The 23,107-nt window shown below is 64.4% G+C and carries 20 protein-coding genes and 1 other RNA gene; 7 read left to right on the forward strand and 14 right to left on the reverse strand.

The features are described from left to right. Positions 1-78: 78 nt before the first annotated feature. From greA to ACJ7IV_RS14920, 7 genes are all read right to left on the reverse strand, one after another. A complete protein-coding gene (gene greA / locus ACJ7IV_RS14890; RefSeq protein WP_213312212.1) occupies positions 79-555 on the reverse strand; it encodes a transcription elongation factor GreA in 477 nt (158 codons plus the stop codon). After that, positions 552-3,782: a carbamoyl-phosphate synthase large subunit gene (carB, locus tag ACJ7IV_RS14895; RefSeq protein WP_282042310.1), complete on the reverse strand. Its 3,231-nt coding sequence runs from the start codon at positions 3,780-3,782 to the stop codon at positions 552-554. Before carB ends, greA begins: the two co-directional genes overlap by 4 nt. A 58-nt stretch (positions 3,783-3,840) precedes the next feature. Then, complete coding sequence (gene carA, locus ACJ7IV_RS14900; protein ID WP_483865034.1) at positions 3,841-4,989, reverse strand: glutamine-hydrolyzing carbamoyl-phosphate synthase small subunit; 1,149 nt, start codon at positions 4,987-4,989, stop codon at positions 3,841-3,843. A 276-nt stretch (positions 4,990-5,265) separates the two neighbouring features. Continuing rightward, on the reverse strand, positions 5,266-6,069 hold the full coding sequence (gene dapB / locus ACJ7IV_RS14905; protein WP_483865035.1) for a 4-hydroxy-tetrahydrodipicolinate reductase: 804 nt from the start codon (positions 6,067-6,069) through the stop codon (positions 5,266-5,268). A 111-nt stretch (positions 6,070-6,180) separates the two neighbouring features. Further along, complete coding sequence (locus ACJ7IV_RS14910) at positions 6,181-6,558, reverse strand: cupin domain-containing protein (RefSeq protein ID WP_483865036.1); 378 nt, start codon at positions 6,556-6,558, stop codon at positions 6,181-6,183. A 73-nt stretch (positions 6,559-6,631) separates the two neighbouring features. Beyond that, positions 6,632-7,537, reverse strand: coding sequence for a DMT family transporter (locus ACJ7IV_RS14915; protein ID WP_483865037.1), 906 nt, complete (start codon positions 7,535-7,537; stop codon positions 6,632-6,634). Further along, positions 7,534-7,812, reverse strand: a complete 279-nt coding sequence (locus tag ACJ7IV_RS14920; RefSeq protein ID WP_161430122.1) for a DUF2218 domain-containing protein — start codon at positions 7,810-7,812, stop codon at positions 7,534-7,536. The genes ACJ7IV_RS14915 and ACJ7IV_RS14920 overlap by 4 nt, the downstream gene beginning before the upstream one ends. A 284-nt stretch (positions 7,813-8,096) precedes the next feature. Here ACJ7IV_RS14920 and ACJ7IV_RS14925 point away from each other — a divergent pair, with 284 nt between their 5' ends. Next, positions 8,097-9,788: a methyltransferase domain-containing protein gene (locus ACJ7IV_RS14925; protein WP_483865038.1), complete on the forward strand. Its 1,692-nt coding sequence runs from the start codon at positions 8,097-8,099 to the stop codon at positions 9,786-9,788. 380 nt (positions 9,789-10,168) lie between these two features. Here ACJ7IV_RS14925 and dnaJ read toward each other — a convergent pair whose 3' ends face one another. From dnaJ to grpE, 3 genes are all read right to left on the reverse strand, one after another. Next, positions 10,169-11,320 carry a molecular chaperone DnaJ gene (gene dnaJ, locus ACJ7IV_RS14930; protein ID WP_213312207.1) on the reverse strand — a complete coding sequence of 384 codons (1,152 nt, stop codon included), beginning with the start codon at positions 11,318-11,320 and terminating at the stop codon, positions 10,169-10,171. Between the two features lie 104 nt (positions 11,321-11,424). After that, positions 11,425-13,356, reverse strand: coding sequence for a molecular chaperone DnaK (gene dnaK / locus ACJ7IV_RS14935; RefSeq protein ID WP_213312206.1), 1,932 nt, complete (start codon positions 13,354-13,356; stop codon positions 11,425-11,427). A 124-nt stretch (positions 13,357-13,480) separates the two neighbouring features. Further along, complete coding sequence (gene grpE, locus ACJ7IV_RS14940) at positions 13,481-14,110, reverse strand: nucleotide exchange factor GrpE (RefSeq protein ID WP_161430118.1); 630 nt, start codon at positions 14,108-14,110, stop codon at positions 13,481-13,483. A 241-nt stretch (positions 14,111-14,351) separates the two neighbouring features. Between grpE and recN the strand changes: the two genes are divergently transcribed. Next, a complete protein-coding gene (gene recN, locus ACJ7IV_RS14945) occupies positions 14,352-16,025 on the forward strand; it encodes a DNA repair protein RecN (RefSeq protein ID WP_483865039.1) in 1,674 nt (557 codons plus the stop codon). Between the two features lie 87 nt (positions 16,026-16,112). Here the strand turns inward: recN and fur are convergent, their stop codons facing one another. Continuing rightward, a complete protein-coding gene (fur, locus tag ACJ7IV_RS14950; protein ID WP_161430116.1) occupies positions 16,113-16,559 on the reverse strand; it encodes a ferric iron uptake transcriptional regulator in 447 nt (148 codons plus the stop codon). Positions 16,560-16,631: 72 nt separating this feature from the next. Between fur and ACJ7IV_RS14955 the strand changes: the two genes are divergently transcribed. After that, the gene (locus ACJ7IV_RS14955) at positions 16,632-17,057 is read left to right on the forward strand and encodes an outer membrane protein assembly factor BamE (RefSeq protein WP_483865040.1); all 426 of its coding nucleotides are present in this window, start codon (positions 16,632-16,634) and stop codon (positions 17,055-17,057) included. A gap of 54 nt (positions 17,058-17,111) precedes the next feature. Here ACJ7IV_RS14955 and ACJ7IV_RS14960 read toward each other — a convergent pair whose 3' ends face one another. Then, positions 17,112-17,408 carry an RnfH family protein gene (locus ACJ7IV_RS14960; protein ID WP_483865041.1) on the reverse strand — a complete coding sequence of 99 codons (297 nt, stop codon included), beginning with the start codon at positions 17,406-17,408 and terminating at the stop codon, positions 17,112-17,114. A 3-nt stretch (positions 17,409-17,411) separates the two neighbouring features. Further along, entirely contained in the window at positions 17,412-17,846 is a 435-nt protein-coding gene (locus tag ACJ7IV_RS14965; RefSeq protein ID WP_161430113.1) for a type II toxin-antitoxin system RatA family toxin, read from the reverse strand. A gap of 127 nt (positions 17,847-17,973) precedes the next feature. Here ACJ7IV_RS14965 and smpB point away from each other — a divergent pair, with 127 nt between their 5' ends. The 3 genes from smpB to ACJ7IV_RS14980 all read left to right on the forward strand — a co-directional run bounded on the left by smpB (position 17,974) and on the right by ACJ7IV_RS14980 (position 20,349). Next, positions 17,974-18,465 (forward strand): SsrA-binding protein SmpB, encoded by a 492-nt coding sequence (smpB, locus tag ACJ7IV_RS14970; RefSeq protein ID WP_483865042.1) that lies wholly within the window; start codon positions 17,974-17,976, stop codon positions 18,463-18,465. Between the two features lie 40 nt (positions 18,466-18,505). Continuing rightward, positions 18,506-18,886: a transfer-messenger RNA gene (gene ssrA, locus ACJ7IV_RS14975) on the forward strand. A gap of 263 nt (positions 18,887-19,149) precedes the next feature. Further along, positions 19,150-20,349, forward strand: coding sequence for a tyrosine-type recombinase/integrase (locus tag ACJ7IV_RS14980; RefSeq protein ID WP_483865043.1), 1,200 nt, complete (start codon positions 19,150-19,152; stop codon positions 20,347-20,349). 155 nt (positions 20,350-20,504) lie between these two features. Here ACJ7IV_RS14980 and ACJ7IV_RS14985 read toward each other — a convergent pair whose 3' ends face one another. Next, positions 20,505-21,062, reverse strand: coding sequence for a hypothetical protein (locus tag ACJ7IV_RS14985; protein WP_483865044.1), 558 nt, complete (start codon positions 21,060-21,062; stop codon positions 20,505-20,507). A gap of 815 nt (positions 21,063-21,877) precedes the next feature. Between ACJ7IV_RS14985 and ACJ7IV_RS14990 the strand changes: the two genes are divergently transcribed. Further along, the gene (locus ACJ7IV_RS14990) at positions 21,878-23,056 is read left to right on the forward strand and encodes a plasmid recombination protein (protein ID WP_483865045.1); all 1,179 of its coding nucleotides are present in this window, start codon (positions 21,878-21,880) and stop codon (positions 23,054-23,056) included. Positions 23,057-23,107: the final 51 nt, after the last annotated feature.

The raw sequence follows: 23,107 nt of genomic DNA on the forward strand, positions 1-23,107 counted from the left end.
GCATCCCTCCTACGGCGGCTCCATACGACAACACCCCCGCAGCCATGGCTGCGGGGGTGTTTTTTCTTCAAGCTTGAGTTACAGGTGCTCCACGCTCGAGATCTCGTACTCGACGTCACCGCCGGGAGTCTTGACCACCACCACGTCGCCCTCCTCCTTGCCGATCAGGGCGCGGGCGATGGGCGAGGTCACTGAGATCAGCCCCTGCTTGATGTCGGCCTCGTCCTCGCCGACGATGCGGTAGGTCACCTCCTCGTCGGTATCGAGGTTGAGCAACCCCACGGTGACGCCGAAGATCACCTTGCCGGTCTGGGGCAGCTTGGTGACGTCGATCACCTGGGCACTGGAGAGCTTGCCCTCGATCTCCTGGATGCGCCCCTCGATGAAACCCTGCTGCTCGCGGGCGGCATGGTACTCGGCGTTCTCCTTGAGGTCGCCGTGTTCACGGGCCTCGGCGATGGCGGCGATCACCTTCGGACGCGCCTCGCTCTTGAGGTGCTCGAGCTCCTTGCGCAGGCGCGACTCTCCGGCGACGGTCATCGGGACCTTGTTCATTGTGCAGCTCCTGCATGCAGTTCCTGTAGCCGCCGCACCGTGATCTCGTTGCCGTACTCGAGCGCCAGACAAACGGCACTGGCCCCCGCCAGCGTGGTGGCGTAGGGAACCTTGCGGGCAAGCGCGGTGCGACGGATCACCGAGGAGTCGTTGATCGCCTGGCGACCCTCGGTGGTATTGACGATATAGGCGATCTCGTCGTTCTTGAGCAGATCGACGATATGCGGGCGGCCTTCGAAGACCTTGTTCACGACCTCGACATCGATACCGGCGGCCTCGAGGGCGGCGGCGGTACCGCGGGTCGCGCACAGCGTGAAGCCCAATGTTACCAGAGAACGCGCCACCTCGATAACACCCGCCTTGTCCGGCTCGCGCACCGAGAGGAACGCCTTGCGCGGCCCGGAAAGCGGCGGAATCGCCTCGCCGGCACCCAGCTGCGCCTTGTAGAAGGCCTCGGCGAAGGTATCGCCTGAGCCCATCACCTCACCGGTGGACTTCATCTCCGGCGACAGGATCGGGTCGACCCCCGGGAACTTGTTGAACGGGAAGACCGCCTCCTTGACGCTGAAGAAGTGCGGCACGATCTCGCGGGTGAAGCCCTGCTCCGCCAGGGTGGTGCCGGCCATGCAGCGGGCGGCGATCTGGGCCAGCGAGGTGCCGATGCACTTGGAGACGAAGGGCACGGTGCGCGAGGCACGGGGGTTGACCTCGATGATGTAGATCTCGCCATCCTGCCAGGCCAGCTGGACGTTCATCAGGCCCTTGACGCCAAGCTCCACCGCCATCTGCCGGACCTGGTCTCGCATCTCATCCTGCACCTCGGCGGGCAGCGAGTAGGGCGGCAGCGAGCAGGCGGAGTCGCCGGAGTGCACCCCGGCCTGCTCGATATGCTGCATGATGCCGCCGATCACCACTTCCTTGCCGTCGCTGACCGCATCGATGTCGATCTCGATGGCGGCGTTGAGGAAGTGGTCGAGCAGCACCGGCGAGTCGTTGGAGACCTTGACCGCGTGGGTCATGTAGTTCTCCAGCTCCGAGGCGTCGTAGACGATCTCCATGGCGCGGCCGCCCAGCACGTAGCTCGGGCGTACGACCAGCGGATAGCCGATGGTCTCGGCCTTGGCGAAGGCCTCCTCGAAGCTGCGCGCGGTGGCGTTGGGCGGCTGCTTGAGGCCCAGCTTCTCGATCATCTGCTGGAAGCGCTCGCGGTCCTCGGCGCGGTCGATGGCGTCCGGGGTGGTGCCGATGATCGGCACGCCGGCGGCCTCCAGCTCGCGGGCCAGCTTCAGCGGGGTCTGGCCGCCGAACTGCACGATCACGCCGACAGGCTGCTCCTTGTCGGCGATCTCCAGCACGTCCTCCAGGGTCACCGGCTCGAAATAGAGGCGGTCGCTGGTGTCGTAGTCGGTGGAGACGGTCTCCGGGTTGCAGTTGACCATGATGGTCTCATAGCCGTCGTCGTGCATAGCGAAGGCGGCATGGACGCAGCAGTAGTCGAACTCGATGCCCTGGCCGATACGGTTGGGCCCACCGCCCAGCACCATGATCTTCTGGCGGTCGGAGACCTCCGCCTCGCACTCCTCCTCGTAGGTGGAGTACATGTAGGCGGTATCCGAGGCGAACTCCGCGGCACAGGTGTCGACGCGCTTGTAGACCGGGCGGATACCGGCCTGCTGGCGGGTCTTGCGGAACTCCTTCTCGGAGACGCCGAGCAATGTGGCCAGCCGCGCATCGCTGAAACCCTTGCGCTTGAGGCGGAACAGCTCACGCTTGTCGAGCTCGGAGAGCGAGCGCCGCGCCACCTCGGCCTCGGTGGCGACCAGGTCCTCGAGCTGGACCAGGAACCAGGGATCGATGTTGGTCAGCGTGAAGATCTCGTCGCGGCTCATGCCGGCGCGCATGGCATCGGCCACGTAGAAGATGCGCTCGGCACCGGCGGCCTGCAGCTCGCCCTTGATATGCGCCAGCCCGTCGGCGTCGAAGCGGGTGACCTTGGGGTCGAGGCCGTCGTTGCCGGTCTCCAGGCCGCGCAGCGCCTTCTGCAGCGACTCCTGGAAGGTGCGCCCGATGGCCATCACCTCGCCCACCGACTTCATCTGGGTGGTCAGGCGGTCGTTGGCCTGGGGGAACTTCTCGAAGGTGAAGCGCGGGATCTTGGTGACCACGTAGTCGATGGACGGCTCAAAGGAGGCTGGGGTGCGCCCGCCGGTGATGTCGTTCTGCAGCTCGTCCAGGGTGTAGCCCACCGCCAGCTTGGCGGCGATCTTGGCGATCGGGAAGCCGGTGGCCTTGGAGGCCAGCGCCGACGAGCGCGACACCCGCGGGTTCATCTCGATCACCACCATGCGTCCGGTCTTCGGATCCATGCCGAACTGCACGTTGGAACCGCCGGTCTCGACGCCGATCTCGCGCAGCACCGCCAGTGAGGCGTCGCGCATGATCTGGTATTCCTTGTCGGTCAGCGTCTGGGCCGGGGCCACGGTGATGGAGTCGCCGGTGTGCACGCCCATGGGGTCGAAGTTCTCGATGGCGCAGACGATGATGCAGTTGTCGTTCCTGTCACGAACGACCTCCATCTCGTACTCCTTCCAGCCCAGCAGCGACTCGTCGATCAGCAGCTCGTGGTTGTTGGAGAGCTCGAAGCCGCGCTGGCAGATCTCCTCGAACTCCTCCTTGTTGTAGGCCACGCCGCCACCGGAACCGCCCATGGTGTAGGAGGGGCGGATGATCACCGGGAAGCCCAGATCCCCCTGGATGCGCCAGGCCTCTTCCATGCTGTGGGCCACCTCGGCCTTGGGGCACTCCAGGCCGATGCGCTTCATGGCCTGGTCGAAGAGGTCGCGGTCCTCGGCCTTGTTGATGGCGTCGGCGTTGGCGCCGATCATCTCGACGCCGTACTTGGCCAGCACGCCGTGCTTGTCCAGCTCCAGCGCGCAGTTGAGCGCGGTCTGGCCACCCATGGTGGGCAGGATGACGTCGGGGCGCTCGGCCTCGATGATCTTCTCCACCGCCTGCCAGGTGATCGGCTCGATATAGGTGGCGTCGGCCATGGCCGGGTCGGTCATGATGGTGGCCGGGTTGGAGTTGACCAGGATGACCCGGTAGCCCTCCTCGCGCAGCGCCTTGCAGGCCTGGGCGCCGGAGTAGTCGAATTCGCACGCCTGGCCGATGACGATGGGGCCGGCGCCAATGATCAGGATGCTCTGGATGTCGGTACGCTTGGGCATGGTGCTTCCCGCTGAAAAGGGTGACGAGTGGCGACGTGAGTGTGGCGATTCCCCAGGCTCAGGCCTGGCTGGTCCGCATCATCTCGACGAAACGATCGAACAGCGGCGCGACGTCCCGGGGCCCGGGGCTCGCCTCCGGGTGGCCCTGGAAGCTGAAGGCCGGGCGGTCGGTGCGCTCGATCCCCTGCAGGGTGCCGTCGAACAGCGAGCGGTGGGTGGCCCGCAGGTTGGCCGGCAGGCTCGCCTCGTCGGCGGCGAAGCCGTGGTTCTGGCTGGTGATCATCACATGGCCGGTGTCGAGGTCCTGAACCGGGTGGTTAGCACCATGGTGGCCATGGTTCATCTTCACGGTCTTCGCCCCGCTGGCCAGGGCCAGCAGCTGGTGGCCCAGGCAGATGCCGAACAGCGGGATCTCGGTCTCGAGGATCTCCTGGATCGCCTTGATGGCGTAGTCGCAGGGCTCGGGGTCGCCGGGGCCGTTGGCCAGGAAGATGCCGTCGGGGGCCATGGCCAGCACCTCGGACGCCGGAGTCTGGGCCGGCACCACGGTCAGACGGCAGCCGCGGGAGGCCAGCATGCGCAGGATGTTGCGCTTGACGCCGAAGTCGTAGGCGACCACATGGAAGGGGCGCTCACCCTGGGTGGTGTCGGCGTAACCCTGACCCAGGGCCCACTCGCCCTCGCTCCACTGGTAGGGGCTCTGACAGGAGACCACCTTGGCCAGATCCATGCCCTTGAGGCCCGGGAAGGCGCGGGCGGCGGCCAGGGCACGCTCCACGGCGTCCTCGCCCTCGGCCTCGCTGCCGGCCAGGATCGCGCCGTTCTGGGCGCCCTTGTCGCGCAGGATACGCGTCAGACGGCGGGTATCAATCTCGGCGATGCCCAGCACGTTCTGACCCTTGAGGTAGTCGGAGAGGGTCTGCTCGCAACGGAAGCTGCTGGCCAGCAGCGGCAGGTCTCGGATCACCAGGCCGGCGGCGGCGATGGCCCCGGACTCCACGTCCTCGGTGTTGACGCCGGTATTGCCGATATGGGGGTAGGTCAGGGTGACGATCTGTCGGGTGTAGGAGGGGTCGGTCAGGATCTCCTGATAGCCGGTCATGGCCGTATTGAACACCACCTCACCGCTGGTCTGTCCATCGGCACCGATGGCCGTGCCGTGAAACACACTGCCGTCTTCCAGGGCCAGTATCGCGGGTCTGTTCAATGCAACGTCCTCCCAGGTTTTTAGAGAGAGCTATCGAGACAGCTCGTCAAGGCATACGGTGGCCGATGGCCGGCCCGCAAAAAAGCGGGACGAAACCCGATGGTGACCGGTTTCATCCCGCTTGTTGTCATTCGCTCGGAACTGATGTGCTCAGAGCTGGTTCGCTCAGAACAAAGGGCCGAAGCAACAAGCGCTGTGTTGGGTCTTCGCCCAGGCGCCCGGCCAAAATTTTGGGGATATTACAGGAAACGGCGCCCGGCGACTACCCCATAAGTCTCAGAGCCCAAGCACATCCTGCATGGCGTAGCGCCCCTTGTCCTGGCCGGCCACCCAGCGCGCGGCGCGCACCGCCCCCTTGGCGAAGGTCATGCGGCTCGACGCCTTGTGGGTGATCTCGATGCGCTCGCCCTCGGTGGCGAACATCACCGTGTGCTCGCCGACGATATCCCCGGCGCGCACCGTGGCGAAGCCGATCTCCTTGTCAGTGCGCGGCCCGCACTGCCCCACCCGCTCGAAAACGCCATGCTCCTTGAGGGTGCGGCCCAGGCTCTCGGCCACCACCTCGCCCATCTTCAGCGCGGTGCCGGAGGGGGCATCCACCTTGTGGCGATGGTGGGACTCGATCACCTCGATATCGTAGCCCTCGTCGCCCAACGCCCGGGCCGCGGTCTCCAGCAGCTTGAGTGTGAGGTTCACCCCCACGCTCATGTTGGGGGCGAAGACGAAGGGCAGCTGCTCACGGAAGGCGTCGAGTTCGGCCAGCTCCTCGTCGGAGAGCCCGGTGGTACCGATCACCATCCGCTTGCCATGGGCGGCGCAGAACGCCAGGTTGGAAAGCGTCACCCGAGGCGCAGTGAAGTCGATCAGCACATCGAAGTCATCGACGATGGCGTCCAGCGCGTCCACCGCGCTCACACCCACCCGGCCGACCCCGGCCAGCTCACCGATATCGGCACCGATCAGCGAACTGCCCGGCTCGACGATGCCCCCCGCCAGGGTGGCGCCGTCATCCTGCTGAACGGCATTGACCAGGGTGCGGCCCATGCGGCCGGCGACACCGACGATGGCGATTCGGGTCATGAGGGCTCCTGCAATATTCGGTGGAAACGATGGGCGGCCAGTATAACAGAGCGGGCCCGGCATGGCCGGGCCCGCAGGCAACGGAGCAATGGCACGCATGGCCTGCCGGGGCTATTCGGCGTCGGCCTCGCCCTTGGTGGCATGCTCGGTCCCCGGCTCATGCTCGGGCGGGCTGTAGGTGGTGTAGAGCTTGAGCATGCCGCTGCCGCTGTTCCTGAAGTTATGGAACATGCCGGAGGGCACGATGCTGACATCGCCGGCCTGCACGCTGACCTTGGCTTCTCCGATGGTGGCCTCACCCTGGCCGTCGACGAAGTAGAGCAGCTGGTCGTGGCCCTCGTGGACCTCGCCGCCGATCTCGCCGCCTTCCGGGATCGCCATCAACACCAGCTGCGTCTGTTCACCGGTCCAGATCACCTGGCGAAACTCGTCGTTATCCTTTGCCATCTGCACGATGGGCAGGGTCGTGCGTTGCGTTTCCTGCGTCATGATCACTCCCTCGGAATCGAGACAACGCCTCCAGACTAGGCAGCCCCCTGGAAAGAGGCAAGGCAGCGAGACCTCATGTCGCAGGGGCATCCCGGCGCATCAGCAGCGCCATGGCCACGAGCACCATCAGGCTGCCCGGCAGCCACACCCAGCCGATATGCTGCGGCGAACGCAGGAACAGCAGCAGCATGGAGACGAAGGGCACCAGATAGCCGTAGGCGGTGACCACCCCCGGGGTGAGCACCGCGGTGGCCCGCTGCATCAGCCAGAAGGTCAGGGCGCTGGAGCAGAGCCCCAGATAGACCAGCAACGTCAGGTCCGTGGCACGCATGGCCGCCAGGCGCCCCACCGGCTCGATGGCAAGGCCGGCCAGGCCAACCAGTAGGCCACCCAGGCCCAGGCTCCAGAAGGTGCGCACCGCCGCCGATTCCGGCAGGCGGCCACTGGCCAGCCCCCAGCGGCTGAGCACCGGATAGAGCGCCGTGGCGACACAGCCGACGAAGAACACCGCCTCGCCGATCCCGAAGCGCAGCCCGCCACCTTGCTGCCACGCCTCGGCGACGGCCAGCCCCAGGGCGCCGATGGCGCCCAGGGCGAGGATCGCGGGCAGCCGCCAGCCTGGCCTCTCCACCCGCAATCCCAGGCCCAGCAGGAAGGCGAGCAGCGGCACCGTGACATGCAGGGTCGCCATGGTGAGCGCCGTGGCATGATGCGCGGCCCAGAACATGGCCGAGAAGAAGCCGGCCAGGCAGAGCCCCATCAGCGCATACAGCGGCAGGCTCCGCCCCCGGGGCAGGAAGTCAGGCGAGCGCCTGGCCAGCACGAAGAGGCCGGCACAGGCGATGGCGAAACGCAGGGCGGTGAGCAGCAGTGGCGGCAGCTCGCTCATCAGCCCCACGACGGGAAAGGAGAGCCCTACCAGGGCCGCCCACAGCAGCATGCCGAGGTGGGCGCCGCGGGAGGTAACGCTTCGGCTCACGCCTCCCAGACGATATCCAGCTCGACACCCTTGAGGGTATCCAGGGCGTGATCCACCTGGCCCTCCAGCTGGTCGTGGCTCTCGTCATCGACGGCCTCAACCACCACCAGCAGCTTGTCCGGCTGGGCCTGCAGATAGCAGCTGCCGTTCTCGAAATCGACCCGCACCGGGTCGGCGGAACGGTCCACCTCCTTGGCGTCCGACCAGCGCTCGCACAGCTGATCGATCAGGGCTGCCGCATCGTCGGCGTGCAGCTCGGCGCGTGAAATGGGCATGGCGCTCTCCTCCTGCAGAAATGTCGGATCTCCAGACTATGCCGCCTCACCGTCGAAGCCAAGCGGGCGCTTCTACACGCTTGCTCACATTCGATAGCGGCCACCAAGACAACGTAGCGCCAAGTCTGTCGAGCGTTGATAAATGGCCTGCAGAACACCACAAGCACTGGCAAATCACACTCACATCGGTATTACCACGACTTCTGAGATACGCTAATCGGCGTATCGCATTCCTGCAGACCGGGCGGTAACGTAGCGCTATCAGGTTCAAGAGAAGCGACAGGATGTCCAGCGAACGGCCCTACCATGAGCACGCCAGGCGGTTCTTCGATCAGTACCAGTCGGTCGACTTCGAGCAGGTGCACCACGACTGGCTGTCGTTGATGCCGGAGCAGTCCGGCCTGGCGTTAGACGTCGGTGCCGGCAGCGGACGTGACGCCCGGGCTCTGGCCGAGCGTGGGTGGCAAGTCGTCGCGGTGGAGCCTGCCGACAACCTTCGTCAGCTCGGCCGCGCCCACACAGCAGGCCACGACGTCACCTGGCTAGATGATCGACTTCCCAGTCTGGCCAAGCTGCGCGCCCTCTCCCAGCGCTACTCGCTTATCCTGATCTCGGCAGTGTGGATGCACCTGCGCCCCGAGGAGCAGCAACGTGCCCTGCGCGTGCTGACCATGCTGTTGGCTCCGGGAGGCATACTGGTGATCTCGGCCCGTCAGGGGAAGAGCGGCGATGAGCGTCAGTTCTTCGAGGTCAGCCTGGCCTCCCTGGATCGCTGGGCTCAAGACCTCGCCCTCCTTCCGCTTGCCGCGTCACGCAGTGATGACCAGCTGGGCCGACGCAGCGTGGACTGGCAGCTGCGTGTCTATCGCCTGCCCGATGACGGCACCGGAGCACTGCCAGTGCTGCGCCATATCATCGTCAACGACGACAAGTCTTCCACCTACAAGCTGGCCCTGCTGCGTACCCTGGTACGTCTGGCCGATACCGCACCGGGCATCGTCTCACGACGCGACGATGACTGGGTGATACTACCCCTAGGTGCGGTAGGTCTGTACTGGCTACACCTCTACCGACCGCTGCTGCTGGATCATCACCTGCGTCAGTCACCCGGTTCGCGTGGCTACGGGTTTGCCAAGGAGGATTTTCACCGCCTGGCACAGCTGGCACCCGGGGACATGCGCATCGGCAGTCCGCTGTCAGACTCCGACATCGCCGCCACCGTACTACGGGCCATTCGTGATGCCTGCCAGACTATCGTGCACATGCCCACGCGCTACACCACCTGGCCAGGGAGTGCCGAGCCCGTCTTTGCCGGTGAGCGCCGGGGAATGAGGGTCAACGGCCGGCCCGTCCGGCTGGATACCCAAATGCTGGCCGCGTTCGGCGAGTACCGGGTGCCCACGGCGCTGTGGGACTGCATGAGCCGCTATGCCTGCTGGCTGGAGCCCGCGATCACGCATGAGTGGATGCAGCTGATGCAGGGCTACAACCCCCAAGCTGATGTTGGCCTGCTGCATCGAGCACTCACCTGGCCGGAAAGCCGGCGTGAAACCCAGCAGGTTCGCCATCTGATCGCCAAGCACCTGTCCACACCGGCACCGCTGCACTGCGTGTGGTCGCAACAGGACCTGCACAAGCGAGCCTACGCGGTGGACCACTGCTTTCCATGGTCACGCTGGCAGAACAACGACCTCTGGAACCTGCTACCGGCCACCGAGCGGGCCAATGCCGCTAAGTCCGACCGCCTGCCCGCTGCCGCACTAATGGAGCATGCCAGGCAGGACATCCTGGCCTGGTGGGAGATCCTGGACGCAGAACCTACCCTCGCCAGCCAGTTCCGCGACGAAGCGCAGGCTTCTCTGCCGCTCCTGCCCAGCGGTGCGGACCTGACTCAGCTATTCGACAGCGTGCTGCTGCAGCGTCAGCGGCTCAAGGCCAACCAGCAGCTGGCGGAATGGCAGGGACTAGCCAGCTGAGTACTACGAGCGGGGGGCCGGACATCTTCTCCAATGCCCGCCACATTCCTGAGCACCGTTGGCTGCAACACTCACGTTTCGCTCCGAAGGTGAGCGCGAGTCTAGTCGTGTAATAACATGATGTGAGCCGCAGCTCGCGGCAGATTGTAGGCACGTCAGCCCCACGGTGGATGCACTGGTGCCCGACAGCCGCTGGCTGTGCGAACTCGACGAACAGCCGCTGGTGCTGCCCCGCGATCCGCACTGGCAGTCCGATCGAGAGGCACTGGCCTGGCGCCTGGCACACCTGCAGCGCTGAGCCCCATACACGAGACCCCGGCATCTCGCGATGCCGGGGTCTCCTGAAACGCCTCGAGGAGCGAGCCGCTGGGGTGATAGCGTCAGGGCTTCATGTCCTCGAAGAACTTCTTCACGCCGTCGAAGAAGCCGCTCTTCTTGGGCGAGTGGTGGGCGCTGTTGGTGCCGCCCAGGCTCTCCTGGAACTGGCGCAGCAGCTCCTTCTGCTCCTCCTTGAGCTTCACCGGGGTCTCGACCACCACCTTGCAGATCAGGTCGCCCGGGGCGCCGCCGCGCACCGGCTTGACGCCCTTGCCACGCAGGCGGAAGAGCTTGCCGGTCTGGGTCTCGGGCGGGATCTTCAGCTTGACCCGGCCGCCCAGGGTCGGCACTTCCAGTTCGCCACCCAGCGCTGCATCGACGAAGTTGATCGGCACCTCGCACTGCAGGTGGCGGCCGTCGCGCTGGAAGATCGGGTGCGGCTTGAGGTGCACCTGAACGTAGAGGTCTCCCGGCGGGCCACCGTTGATGCCGGCCTCGCCCTCGCCATTGAGGCGAATGCGGTCGCCGGTATCCACGCCAGCGGGGATCTTCACCGACAGGGTGCGGGTCTCGCGTACCCGGCCCTCGCCGTGGCACTTGTGGCACGGCACCTTGATGTGCTGGCCGGAGCCATGGCAGGTCGGGCAGGTCTGCTGCACGGCGAAGAAGCCCTGCTGCATGCGCACCTGGCCATGACCGCCACAGGTCGGGCAGGTCTCCTTGCTGGAGCCCGGCTCGGCGCCGTCGCCGTCGCAGCGCTCGCACTCCACGTGGCGCGGAACGCGGATATCCACGCTGGTGCCGGCCACGGCGTCCTCGAGGTCGAGCTCGAGGTTGTAGCGCAGGTCACTGCCCCGGGCCGGGGCGTTGGGATGCCGCCGGCCACCGCCGCCGCCGAAGATATCGCCGAACACATCGCCGAAGATATCGCTGAAGCCACCGGCCCCGGCGCCACCGAAGCCACCACCGCCGAAGCCGCCGGCCTGGCCATCCACGCCGGCATGGCCGAACTGGTCGTAGGCGGCGCGCTTCTCGCTGTCGCTGAGTACCTCGTAGGCCTCGGAGACCTCGCGAAACTTCTCCGCCGCACTTTCGTCATCCGGGTTACGGTCGGGGTGAAACTTCTGGGCGAGCCGGCGGTAGGCCTTCTTGATGTCTTTGGTATCGGCACCGCGCTCTACGCCCAGTACCTCGTAATAGTCGCGTTTGGACATGGGTCTGTCCGCCTCCGTCGCGGTCCCTCGGAAACACCAACGCGGGAGTCAGGCCCCCGCGCTGGTGTCATCCATGGCTTAGATGCGTAGTTCAGATGCGTGGTTTACTGCTTCTTCTGGTCGTCGTTGACTTCTTCGTACTCGGCGTCGACCACGTCATCTTCCGGCTTGGTACCGGCGTCGCCGGCTTCGCCGCCAGCCTGCTGGCCGGCCTCGGCCTGGGCGGCATACATCTTCTGCGCCAGGTTGCCGGAGGCCTCGGTCAGCTTGTCGAGCTTGGCCTGGATGTCGTCCTTGTCATCCCCCTTGATCGCCTCCTCGAGCTCCTTGGCGGCGCTCTCGATGGCTTCCTTCTCCTCGTCGCTGGCGTGCTCGCCGGCCTCTTCCACGGTCTTGCGTGCGGCGTGGACCATGCCGTCGGCCTGGTTGCGCAGCTGGACCAGCTCCTCGAACTTCTTGTCCTCGTCGGCGTGGGCCTCGGCGTCGCGGACCATCTGCTCGATCTCGTCGTCGGAAAGGCCGCTGGAGGCCTTGATGACGATGGACTGCTCCTTGCCGGTGGCCTTGTCCTTGGCAGACACGTTGAGGATACCGTTGGCGTCCAGGTCGAAGGCAACCTCGATCTGCGGCACGCCGCGCGGTGCCGGCGGGATATCGGCCAGGTCGAAGCGGCCCAGCGACTTGTTACCGCCCGCCTGCTTGCGCTCACCCTGCAGCACGTGGATGGTCACGGCGGTCTGGTTGTCATCCGCGGTCGAGAAGGTCTGGGTCTTCTTGGTCGGGATGGTGGTGTTCTTCTCGATCAGCGGGGTCATCACGCCGCCCAGGGTCTCGATGCCCAGGGTCAGCGGGGTGACGTCGAGCAGCAGCACGTCCTTGACGTCACCGCCCAGCACGCCACCCTGGATGGCGGCGCCCACGGCCACGGCTTCATCCGGGTTGACGTCCTTGCGGGCGTCCTTGCCGAAGAAGTCGGCCACGGACTTCTGCACCATGGGCATGCGGGTCTGACCGCCGACCAGGATAACGTCATCGATCTCGGAGGCGGAGAGGCCGGCATCCTTGAGCGCGGTCTTGCACGGCTCGAGGGAGCGCTTGACCAGCTCCTCGACCAGCGACTCCAGCTTGGCGCGGGTCACCTTGACGTTGAGGTGCTTGGGACCGGTGTTGTCCGCCGTGATGTACGGCAGGTTGACGTCGGTCTGCTGGGCGCTGGAGAGCTCAATCTTGGCCTTCTCGGCGGCTTCCTTGAGGCGCTGCATGGCCAGGTTGTCGCCGGAGAGGTCGATGCCGCTGTCGCTCTTGAACTGGTCGACCAGGTAGTTGATCAGCGCCAGGTCGAAGTCCTCGCCGCCCAGGAAGGTGTCGCCGTTGGTGGCCAGCACCTCGAACTGGGTCTCGCCGTCGACGTCGGCCACCTCAATGATGGAGATGTCGAAGGTGCCGCCGCCAAGGTCATAGACCGCGATGGTCTTGTCGCCGCGCGACTTGTCCATGCCGTAGGCCAGCGCCGCCGCGGTGGGCTCGTTGATGATGCGCTTGACCTCGAGGCCGGCGATGCGGCCCGCGTCCTTGGTCGCCTGGCGCTGACTGTCGTTGAAGTAGGCCGGCACGGTGATGACCGCCTCGGTGACTTCCTCACCCAGGTAGTCTTCCGCGGTCTTCTTCATCTTCTTCAGCACTTCGGCGCTGACCTGGGGGGGGGCCAGCTTCTTGCCCTTCACCTCGACCCAGGCGTCACCATTGTCTGCCTCGGTGATGGTGTAGGGCACCATCTTGATGTCCTTCTGGACCACGTCGTCCTTGAAGCGACGACCGATCAGACGCTTGATGGCGTACAAGGTGTTCTCGGGGTTGGTGACCGCCTGGCGCTTGGCCGCCTGGCCCACCAGGGTCTCACCGTCCTCGGTGTAGGCGATGATGGAGGGTGTAGTGCGGGTACCCTCGGCGTTCTCGATCACCTTGGCGCTGTCGCCGTCGAGCACGGCCACGCAGGAGTTGGTGGTGCCAAGGTCAATTCCGATGATGCGTCCCATAGGAAATCCTCGAAGTCGTGTGATGTATTCAGGAGTCGTGTTCAGCGGCTTTCGCCGCGGAGTTGCCATCTATCTGGGGGCCGCGGGAAGCATTTCAAGCCCCGCGCCCCGGAATTGTTGCCGTTCAGCCGGCGGCCTGGCTGACCACCACCATGGCCGGGCGCACCAGGCGGCCGTTGAGCAGGTAGCCCTTCTGAACCACCTCCATCACGCTGTTGGGGTCGAGTTCAGGGTTGGGCACCATGGCCATGGCCTCGTGGTACTGCGGGTCGAAGGGCTCGCCGGCGGGGTCCACCACCTCGACGCCGAACTTGCCGAGCACGTCGAGCTGCATCTTGAGGGTCATGGAGACCCCCTCCAGGTGGGCCTCGCTGGCCTCATCTGACATCGCCTCGAGCGCCTTCTCCAGGCTGTCGACCACCGGCAGCAGCTCCTTGACGAACTTCTCCAGCGCGAACTTGCGGGCCTTCTCGGCCTCCTGCTCGGCGCGGCGGCGCACGTTCTGTGCCTCGGCGGCGGCGCGCAGCGCCTGGTCCTTAGCCTCGGCCACGCTCTGCTCGAGCTCCTCGACGCGGGCGGCCAGCACCTCGGCCTCGGGATTGTCGCCGGACGCTGCGGCCTGCTCCGCCTGATCGGCGGCCTCGGCAACCTCCTCCAGCTCACCCTCCACGGGCTGCGGCTCGGCCTGGGGCTCCGCTTCTTCCTCCTGGCGCTTGAGCTCCTCGTCCAGCGGGGTCTGGGGATCTTTGGCCATGGGTCTCTCCTGAAGCTCTTCTGTGAAATTCAGATGCGGCGGCCAGGGGCCGCCGATGCAAGATGATCAATGTGGACGTGAAACGGTTATGCCCGCTATATGGGGACGTCGCCGCGGAACTCAAGGCATCGGGCGAGACGAGTCGGCCGTGCATTGTCGGAAATCCTGGACTACTGTATAAACACTCACATCATGTATGAATGAACAGGTGCCCGATAACAGGCCCGACCGGGGAGGCAACATGCTCACGGAACTTGCCATTCGCGACTTCGCCATCGTCGACCATCTCGAGCTGGAACTTGCCGGCGGCATGACCGCCATCACCGGCGAGACCGGCGCCGGCAAGTCGATCCTGCTCGGTGCCCTGGGCCTGTGCCTGGGTGAGCGCGCCGATGCCGCCAGCGTGCGCCACGGCCGCGATCGTGCCGACCTCTCCGCTCGCTTCGATATCGCCGACCTGCCCCAGGCTCGTGCCTGGCTGGCCGCCCGGGAGCTGCCCGCCGACGACTGCCTGCTGCGGCGGGTGGTCAGTGCCAGCGGACGCTCCAAGGCGTGGATCAATGGCCAGCCGGCCACCGTGGCCGACCTGCGCGCCCTGGGCGAGCACCTGATCGAGGTGCATGGCCAGCACGCCCACCAGCAGCTGTTGCGCGAGGAGACCCATCTGCGGCTGCTCGACGACTTCGCCGGTCACCGCGAGGCGGTGGCCGAGATGGCCGAGACCTTCCGCGCCTGGCAGGCCGCTCGCCGCCGGCTCAAGCGCCTGGCCGAGGATGGCGACGAGCTGAACGCCCGCCGCCAGCTGGTGCGCTACCAGGTGGAGGAGCTCGACCAGCTGGGGCTCGCCGAGGGTGAGCTGAAGGCCCTGGAGGAGGAGCAGGAGGAGCTGGCCCACGCCGAGGAGCGCCTGCGCGAGACGCAGTTCGCCAGCGAGTGCTGTGACAATGACGAGGGTGGCGCCATCAGCCTGCTCACCCAGGCGATCGGCCGCCTCGAGGCGCTGCCCGGCTGCGAGCGAGGTCGCCTGGGCGAGACGCTGGGCATGCTCGGCGAGGCGCGCATCCAGGTCGAGGAGGCGGCCCGGGAGCTCTCCCACCTCGCCGCGGACACCGAGCTCGACCCGGAACGCCTGGCCTGGGTGGACGAGCGCCTGGGCGACGTACACCGCCTGGCGCGCAAGCACCACGTGATGCCCGAGGAGCTGCCGACCCTGCATCAGCGCCTGCAGGCCGAACTGGCGACACTGGAAGAGGGCGACCAGGACCTGGACGCCCTATCTGCCGAGGTCGAGGCGCTGCGCGAGGCGTGGAAGCGCCTGGCCCGCGAGGTGGGCGAAGCCCGCCGCCAGGCCGCCGGCCGCTTCGGCGAGGCGGTGCAGGAGCAGCTCGCCTTCCTGGCCATGGGCAAGGCGCGCTTCGAAGTGGAAGTCAGCGAGCGCGAGGCGCCCGCCGCCGAGGGGCTCGACGCGGTGCGCTTCCTGATCAGTGCCAACCCCGGCCAGCCAGCACGCCCACTGGCAAAGGTCGCCTCGGGCGGCGAGCTGTCACGCATCAGCCTGGCGATTCAGGTCGTGGCGGCCCGCCACTCCACCATTCCCAGCCTGGTATTCGACGAGGTCGACGTGGGGGTCTCCGGCGCCACCGCCGAGATCGTCGGTCAGCTGCTGCGTCGGCTCGGCGAGCAGGGCCAGGTGATGACCGTGACCCACCTGCCCCAGGTGGCGGCCCAGGCCCACCGCCACCTGCATATCGAGAAGCAGGCCGAGGGCGATACCACACTGACCCGCATGGCGCTGCTCGACGAGGCCGGCCGCGTGGGCGAGCTGGCGCGCATGCTGGGCGGGGTCAATCTCTCCGACCGCACCCTCGCCCATGCGCGGGAGATGCTCGACGCCAGCCAGCGTCCCCACCACTAGGGCCTGCCATCGCCCCATACGATGCCCCAAACGACGACGGCCCCGATCGATGATCGGGGCCGTCGTGCTGCTGGCTGGCGCTGCCGGCTACTTGCGCGGCGGGCCGTCCTGGCGGGTCACGCTGGAACCACGCGGGCGCACATAGAGCACCAGGGCGTGGTCGACGAGCTCGTAGCCATGCTCCTCGGCGATCTCCTGCTGGCGACGCTCGATCACCTCGTCGAAGAACTCGACGATCTCGCCGCTCTCCAGGCACACCATATGGTCGTGGTGCTCCTCCTGGGAGATCTCGAACACGGCGTGGCCGCCGTCGAAGTTGTGACGCACCACCAGGCCGGCGGTCTCGAACTGGGTCAGCACGCGGTAGACGGTAGCCAGGCCCACATCCTCGCCGGCATCGAGCAGCGTCTTGTAGACATCCTCGGCGCTCATGTGATGCTCGCCCTGGGCGTTTTCCAGGATCTGCAGGATCTTCACGCGGGGCAGGGTCACCTTCAGACCGGCCTTGCGTAATTCATGGTTCTGGTCGGCCATGGTTGCTCTTCGCAGTATCAGGTAGGGTCGGGTATGATCGACCGAAACCACGATAGTGAAGAACAGGCGCAAATGCAAAAGTTGACCAGAATCGTCACCCTTACCGCCGCCCTGCTGATGGCCAGCGGCTGCAGCTACTTCGGCGTCTACAAGCGCGACATCCCCCAGGGCAACCTGGTGACCGCCGAGATGGTCGAGCAGCTGCGGACGGGCATGACTCGCGACGACGTCGTCTATGTGATGGGCAGCCCGCTGCTGGAGGCGCCCTTCGACGCCAGCCAGTGGGACTACGTCTTCTATCTGGACAAGGCCTACGAGGACATCGAACGCCGCCGCGTGACCCTGACCTTCGACGGCAACCGCCTGGTGGATATCCAGCGCGAGGGCGACCTCGACGAGGCGATCGAGATGCAACAGAGCGAAGGCGGTCCGCTGCCGGAAGGCGGCACCGCTACCCCTCAGGTGACGCCCAACGCGGCACCCGCCGACCAGCGCTGATACCCGCTCGCACGGCCAATCCGACGCCCCGCCGCGCTCCTGCCCGGCGGGGCGTCAGCGTCTGGTGCCGGCCCGCGCCAGACGCGCCGCCTTGGGATCGATGATCAACCCGCGGTAGACCTCGACCCGGTCACCCGCGCGCAGGCGATGGGTCCCCGGCTCGCGAAGGCGCTTGCCGAACAGGCCAAGGTCGGGGTCGCTGAAGGCATCGGCGGGCAGCTCGGGGAAGTGTGACGGCAGATCGGCGAGCACCACGGCCTCGCGGGCGGTGGTGCCCAGCGGCACCCGCAGGCTGATGATGCGCTGCTTTTCCGGGAGCGCAAAGGCCACCTCGATCGCGATCTCGGCCATCCCTCAGTTCCCGTAGAGATCGTTGGCGCGGCGCGTGAAGGAGTCGACCAGCTGCCCGGCGACCTGCTGGAAGAGCTTGCCGAAGGCCATGCCGAGCAGGCGATTGGCGAACTCGAACTCCATCTCCAGGCTCACCTTGCAGGCATCCTCGCCCATCGCCGTGAACAGCCAGCGGCCGCGCAGGCGCTTGAAGGGGCCGCTGACCAGCGACATCTCGATGCGCTCGGGTTCGATCAGGTCGTTGCGGGTCATGATGCTCTGCTCGATGCCGGCCCGCCCCAGGGTCATCTCGCCGATCAGGTGCGACTCGTCGCGCTCCACCAGGCGGGCGCGGCGGCAGCCCGGCAGGAACTCCGGATAGCGTTCGAAATCGTTGACCAGATCGAACATCTCCTGGGGTGTATGCCGCACCATGGCGGTTCGGTTGACCGTTGGCATTGCGCTCCTCGCTGACTTCACGGTGCCCAGGGCGTATCATGGGCCGTCATTTCAGGCCTTGAATGGTACCACGCTTCCCCCCATCTCGGAGGGAGCCGCCACGGGCAAGGACACGATACGAGGTTTCATGGCCAACAAGAAAGCCAAGGGCAAGGGCCCAGGCAGCAACGTCATCGCCTTGAACAAGAAGGCGCGCTTCGAATACCACATCGAAGAGACCTTCGAGGCCGGCCTGGTGCTGGCTGGCTGGGAGGTCAAGAGCCTGCGTGCGGGCAAGGCCCAGCTGACCGACACCTATATCCTGGTCAAGAACGGCGAGGCATGGCTGCTGGGCAGCCATATCCTGCCGCTCAACACCGCCAGCACCCACGAGGTGGCCGACCCCACGCGCACCCGCAAGCTGCTGCTGCACAGGAAGGAGATCGCCAGGATCTTCTCGCGCACCCAGGACAAGGGGCACACCTGCGTGCCGCTCAAGCTCTACTGGAAGGGCAACCGGGTGAAGTGCGAAATGGCGCTGGTGACCGGCAAGAAGCTGCACGACAAGCGCGCCACCGAGAAGGATCGCGACTGGCAGCGTCAGAAGGGACGCATCATGCGGGAACAAAACCGTGGCTGATCTGTCATAAGCTCGGACATCCTGTTAGGATGCCAATTGAGGGGGCGACATGGTTTCGACGCCGGTGACAACCCCTGCGGTGCATGCCGAGAGCGTGATGTATCTCGTAAATCCAACATCACGACTAAATAGTCGCAAACGACGACAACTACGCTCAGGGCGCGCTGGCAGCTTAATAGCCGCTAGCTTCTAGCCCGGCCCCGAAGTGATGTGCCCATTCATCACGGAGGGGATACGAGCCAAGAATGATGGGATCGCGATCGGTAGCGTCCTCATGCCGGTCGTTAAACTTAAGAGGAATCGCGTCGCTGGATCCTGACCGTTGGAGTCAGAGACGTTAAATCAAAAAACGGAATCTAAGCATGTAGAGCCAATGGGCGCGTGCTGGCGGACGCGGGTTCAATTCCCGCCGCCTCCACCAACCACAGGTTTCAGGAGTTACCAAGAAACGCCAGAAACCGCATGAACAGGGGCCTCCGGGCCCCTTTCTTGTTTCAGGAGTTCCCAGGTCATCCTTTGACATACCCCCAACGATGGGGGTACATCTGGGGGTACATCGTCGAAACCAGAATCTGGTACCCCCAACTCCCCGCAGACCGCATCAGCCGGGGCTTCTGACCCACCCAGCCGTCGCAATGCGGCCCGAGGTGGGGGTACCTGCCAAGCTCGCTGCGAGGTACCCCCATGAGCCGTCAGATCAACAAGCTCTCAGCCACTGCCGTGAAGACGGCGAAGCCCAAGGACAAGACCATCAGGATGGCCGATGGCGGAGGGCTCTATCTTGAGATCCGACCGACGGGCAGCAGGTACTGGCGATTGAAGTACCGCCACGCTGGCAAGGAAAAGCTACTCGCGATCGGCACCTACCCGGACGTAACGCTGGCAGACGCGCGAAAAGCGCGTGACAAGGCCAAGGAACAGCTAGCCGAGGGCGTAGACCCCAGCATGGCCAAGCGCCTCGAGCGCCAGCTAGGACAACAAGTAGCAGCCAACACTTTCCAGCTGGTGGCACAGGAATGGCTGGAGCGGGTCCACCAGCATGACGTCGTACCGGATCACTACCAGCGTAACCGCCGACGACTCGAGCGCGACGCCTTTCCAGTCCTCGGCAAAAGACCGCTTTCCGAGATCACCGCTGCTGAACTGCTGACCTGCCTGCGCCGCATCGAGGAACGCGGCCATGTTGAGACCGCCCACCGAGTCAAGACGCTTTGCGGCCAGGTCTTCCGCTACGGGATATCGACCGGGCGCGCCGAACGTGATCCGACCCCGGATCTGCGCGGCGCCCTGCGGCCCAGCAAGACCAAGAACCACCCTGCCCTGACCGATCCCAAAGAGGTGGCCGAGCTGCTCCGTGCTATTGATGGCTATGGCGGCCTGCCCGTCACCATTGCCGCCTTGAAACTTGCCCCGCTCGTTTTCACGCGCCCCGGCGAGCTCCGCCATGCGAGGTGGGCTGATATTGACCTTGAGGATGCGACATGGTCCTTCGTAGCCAGCAAAACTGATGAACCACTGATCGTGCCTCTACCCACGCAGGCCGTGGAAATCCTGAGCGATCTCTATGGTCTTACAGGCAGGTCAGAGTTCGTCTTCCCCGGTGTACGCAGCAACAAGAGGCCAATGAGTAATGTGGCATTGAAAGCCGCTCTTGACCGAATGGGTTTCAAGAATAAAATGACAGTTCATGGCTTTCGCGCAATGGCTAGAACCATCCTTGCGGAGAGACTCGGCTACCCAGAGAATTACATTGAACAACAGCTTGCACACACAGTGAGAGACACAAATGGTCGAGCCTATAATCGGACACAGTATTTGGAGCAGCGCCGCGAAATGCTTCAATCATGGGCTAACTACCTAGACGGACTACGCAAAGAACCTTGATTTCCATTTATTAAAAATCATTCACCACACCCCCAAAAGCGTCACTTACGTTTGCGAGGAAAAATGTGGCGCGATAGTCTGTATAGCAAGATAAACCAGAAAAGTCCCTGCTTGCACTCACCTATGCGGACAGGGGCTTCTCAGAATAACATTCATTACAATTCATCTCTCTGCTCTTTCAGCTTTCTGGCAATAATTTCACGCTGTCGCTCTGGGGTCATTTTCTCGCTACCGACATCAGAAAGTCGCTTATGGCTATCTAACTCGCAGCCAAAACTACCACCAGCATTTTTTTCACCACTTCCTGAAATCGAACCTCCATCCTGCTTCTTTACAGGGGCGTTATTTATGGAACCCCTGCCTACTCCCTCTTCATTATGGCCATCATAACTAACACCACCAAAAAAGTCCGGATTGTCACCCTGCGGGGCATCCAGTTCCCTGGACAAGTGAGGAGGAAGATATATGCGCCCCTCTTCTTCAATCTCTTTGCAGAGCTTCCTAATTGTGTCCTTAGAAATTTTTAAGCCAGCCTTGGTCAGCTCAAGCGCTGTTCTTCTGGCGCCATTCACCCTCACCGATTCCATTAACTCCTTCTCATAGCCATGCAAGGCCAACCTTACTCTCGAGAATCCCAGATGCTCCGGGGGAGTGACCGTGCCCCCTGCATGAACCAAGCCCCACAGGACTTCCTCAAGGTCTGTACCACTCATTGGCTCGCCCCTTTCTTCGCATATACATACCATACCACGAGATATGCAGCGCATTGGGAAACCCATCTGGGCACGCCTACCCCTCTAGGGTGATAGTACAGTGGAAATCTCGATGGGGTCAGGCTCTAGCCACGCTCCAGTCACGCTCCAGTCACGCTCTATCCATGCTCTAGCCACGCTCTAGCCACGCTCTAGCCACGCTCTAGCCACACTCTAGCCACGATCCAGCCACGATCCAGCCACGCTCTAGCCACCCCAAGGGCTTGGTAGTGAGTGCTTCGACCGAATGTGGCGATCGAGAATCTCCAGACATTGAGGTGGCTCATTGCGCATGTTCCGCCTGGCGCCCGAGCCCGTGGTGCATGCAAGCAGTTGCTTGCCCCCTTCGGGGAAATCCGCATCACAGTGATGTGGCCGCAACTGTGCGATCTGGCGGGGCCAAATGACGGGCCAGGCAGCCTGGAGAGTCGCGCGCACCAGCGGCCACGGAAACCCGAGCCACCCCCTCCCCTGGTTACCGCTCAGCCACACAAGATCATCAAACATCGGGCTTGCCTACCTTGAAGCTCCGTATCACCCCTGCAGCCTTCTGCATCTCCGTCAGGTGCTCAGAGCCAGCCCCTAGGCTACAGCCCTGCCGAGGGTGTAACCCCCCACCTAGCTAGAGGTACTTTTCGCGGGTTTATGTAGGTACTTCCATTCTGTAAAGAGTTTACCTCACATGCGGGTTTACCTCGTGCGTGAGGGGTTACCTCCCAAAAAGGCCCTCCCGGGGTGGTAGGATGGTACCCATCACGACAGTCACAGGAGGGGCTATGCCCACCTACCAGTTCGTCCGCATCAAGGGATACCCCCGGGGTGCAGCCAGCAAGAAGGACACCCTGCCCTCGGTACTCGCCGAGGGAAGGCGTGAGCCGAGTCACTCCCGGCACGTGGACGCCCCCTCGATCGAGGTCACCCCCGTCGATGCCGAGTGGAACTCGATCAGGGAGTACCAGGCGTGGATTGAAACGACCATGGCAGGCTCCGTGGATCTCCTGAATACCCGAGGAGGGAAGATCGTTGAGCGAAAGATTCGCTCTGATGCGCCAGCGCTAGGCACTGTTATTGCGAGTCTCCCCAGTGAAACGAAAGACACGCCCAGGGAGACAATCAGCCGCTTCCGCCAAGAGTGCATCGACTGGTTTAAGGACTATCTCGAGAAAGTGGGGATGCGCCTCAACTACTGTGTCCTCCACCTGGACGAGAAGTACCCCCACTTGCACCTGTGGTTTACCCCGGGGCGTGAAATGCTCTCTCGTAGGGAGTGGAAGATGGGCAAGGTTACCAACCCATCGCTTCCCGAGAAGGAAAACATGCGTCGCTCGTTCTTTCGCGAGATCGGTAATCGATACTGCGATGAACTTGAGAAGCCAAAGGAAGAGCGCCGCCGTCGCATTCCAAGTCGCGCAGTCGCCGCGGCTAATCGCTTACCTCCCGGAGAGCCAAATAGTGATGGCTCTATTATGGGGTTGCCCGTTGCCAAAGAGAGTAACTCATCAGGCGCCGATCACCATTCATCGATCACCCCCGGCATGATTGAGAGGTCCCCTTTCTACATCGGGACAGTCCGCCGCATGATTGAAGCGGTACTCCAGCAGCGCCAGCGGATTGGGGATCTCACAGAAGAGCAAATCATTCGCTTATTTGCGGAGCGCTCTGGCGCATCAGAGGAGTGCTGCGGAGGTATTATCGACAACATGCTTGCCGAGCGAAGTAAAGATACCGACAACACAACTCATCGGCCGACGAGATCTGTCTTGGAAGATCTCAGGAAGTTTCATGAAAGTTCATCAGGTAGTCCCCCCCCTGCCGCTGGCGCCAGCGATACTCGCCATACCGAGACCACCCCTGGTAAATCCGGGAGCTCCCCTGAGGGAGGCAAGGGCACACCGACACTCGACCGGCTCAAGGCGGGCAGGCGCCTCAAGAGGCACAACCCGCCTGAGAGATAGACCTATGGCCTGGGGCTGGCCCTACGGCCCGCCCATCAGGCAGGCAGCAAG

The sequence above is a fragment of the Halomonas sp. C10-5 genome (assembly GCF_057169305.1).

Excerpts from the sequence above, each read along its gene's own strand:
- greA (WP_213312212.1), bottom strand. The coding sequence starts at position 555 with ATGAACAAGGTCCCGATGACCGTCGCCGGAGAGTCGCGCCTGCGCAAG.
- carB (WP_282042310.1), bottom strand. The coding sequence starts at position 3,782 with ATGCCCAAGCGTACCGACATCCAGAGCATCCTGATCATTGGCGCCGGC.
- dapB (WP_483865035.1), bottom strand. The coding sequence starts at position 6,069 with ATGACCCGAATCGCCATCGTCGGTGTCGCCGGCCGCATGGGCCGCACC.
- ACJ7IV_RS14910 (WP_483865036.1), bottom strand. The coding sequence starts at position 6,558 with ATGACGCAGGAAACGCAACGCACGACCCTGCCCATCGTGCAGATGGCA.
- ACJ7IV_RS14920 (WP_161430122.1), bottom strand. The coding sequence starts at position 7,812 with ATGCCCATTTCACGCGCCGAGCTGCACGCCGACGATGCGGCAGCCCTG.
- ACJ7IV_RS14925 (WP_483865038.1), top strand. The coding sequence starts at position 8,097 with ATGTCCAGCGAACGGCCCTACCATGAGCACGCCAGGCGGTTCTTCGAT.
- dnaJ (WP_213312207.1), bottom strand. The coding sequence starts at position 11,320 with ATGTCCAAACGCGACTATTACGAGGTACTGGGCGTAGAGCGCGGTGCC.
- dnaK (WP_213312206.1), bottom strand. The coding sequence starts at position 13,356 with ATGGGACGCATCATCGGAATTGACCTTGGCACCACCAACTCCTGCGTG.
- grpE (WP_161430118.1), bottom strand. The coding sequence starts at position 14,110 with ATGGCCAAAGATCCCCAGACCCCGCTGGACGAGGAGCTCAAGCGCCAG.
- recN (WP_483865039.1), top strand. The coding sequence starts at position 14,352 with ATGCTCACGGAACTTGCCATTCGCGACTTCGCCATCGTCGACCATCTC.
- fur (WP_161430116.1), bottom strand. The coding sequence starts at position 16,559 with ATGGCCGACCAGAACCATGAATTACGCAAGGCCGGTCTGAAGGTGACC.
- ACJ7IV_RS14955 (WP_483865040.1), top strand. The coding sequence starts at position 16,632 with ATGCAAAAGTTGACCAGAATCGTCACCCTTACCGCCGCCCTGCTGATG.
- ACJ7IV_RS14960 (WP_483865041.1), bottom strand. The coding sequence starts at position 17,408 with ATGGCCGAGATCGCGATCGAGGTGGCCTTTGCGCTCCCGGAAAAGCAG.
- ACJ7IV_RS14965 (WP_161430113.1), bottom strand. The coding sequence starts at position 17,846 with ATGCCAACGGTCAACCGAACCGCCATGGTGCGGCATACACCCCAGGAG.
- smpB (WP_483865042.1), top strand. The coding sequence starts at position 17,974 with ATGGCCAACAAGAAAGCCAAGGGCAAGGGCCCAGGCAGCAACGTCATC.
- ACJ7IV_RS14980 (WP_483865043.1), top strand. The coding sequence starts at position 19,150 with ATGAGCCGTCAGATCAACAAGCTCTCAGCCACTGCCGTGAAGACGGCG.
- ACJ7IV_RS14985 (WP_483865044.1), bottom strand. The coding sequence starts at position 21,062 with ATGAGTGGTACAGACCTTGAGGAAGTCCTGTGGGGCTTGGTTCATGCA.
- ACJ7IV_RS14990 (WP_483865045.1), top strand. The coding sequence starts at position 21,878 with ATGCCCACCTACCAGTTCGTCCGCATCAAGGGATACCCCCGGGGTGCA.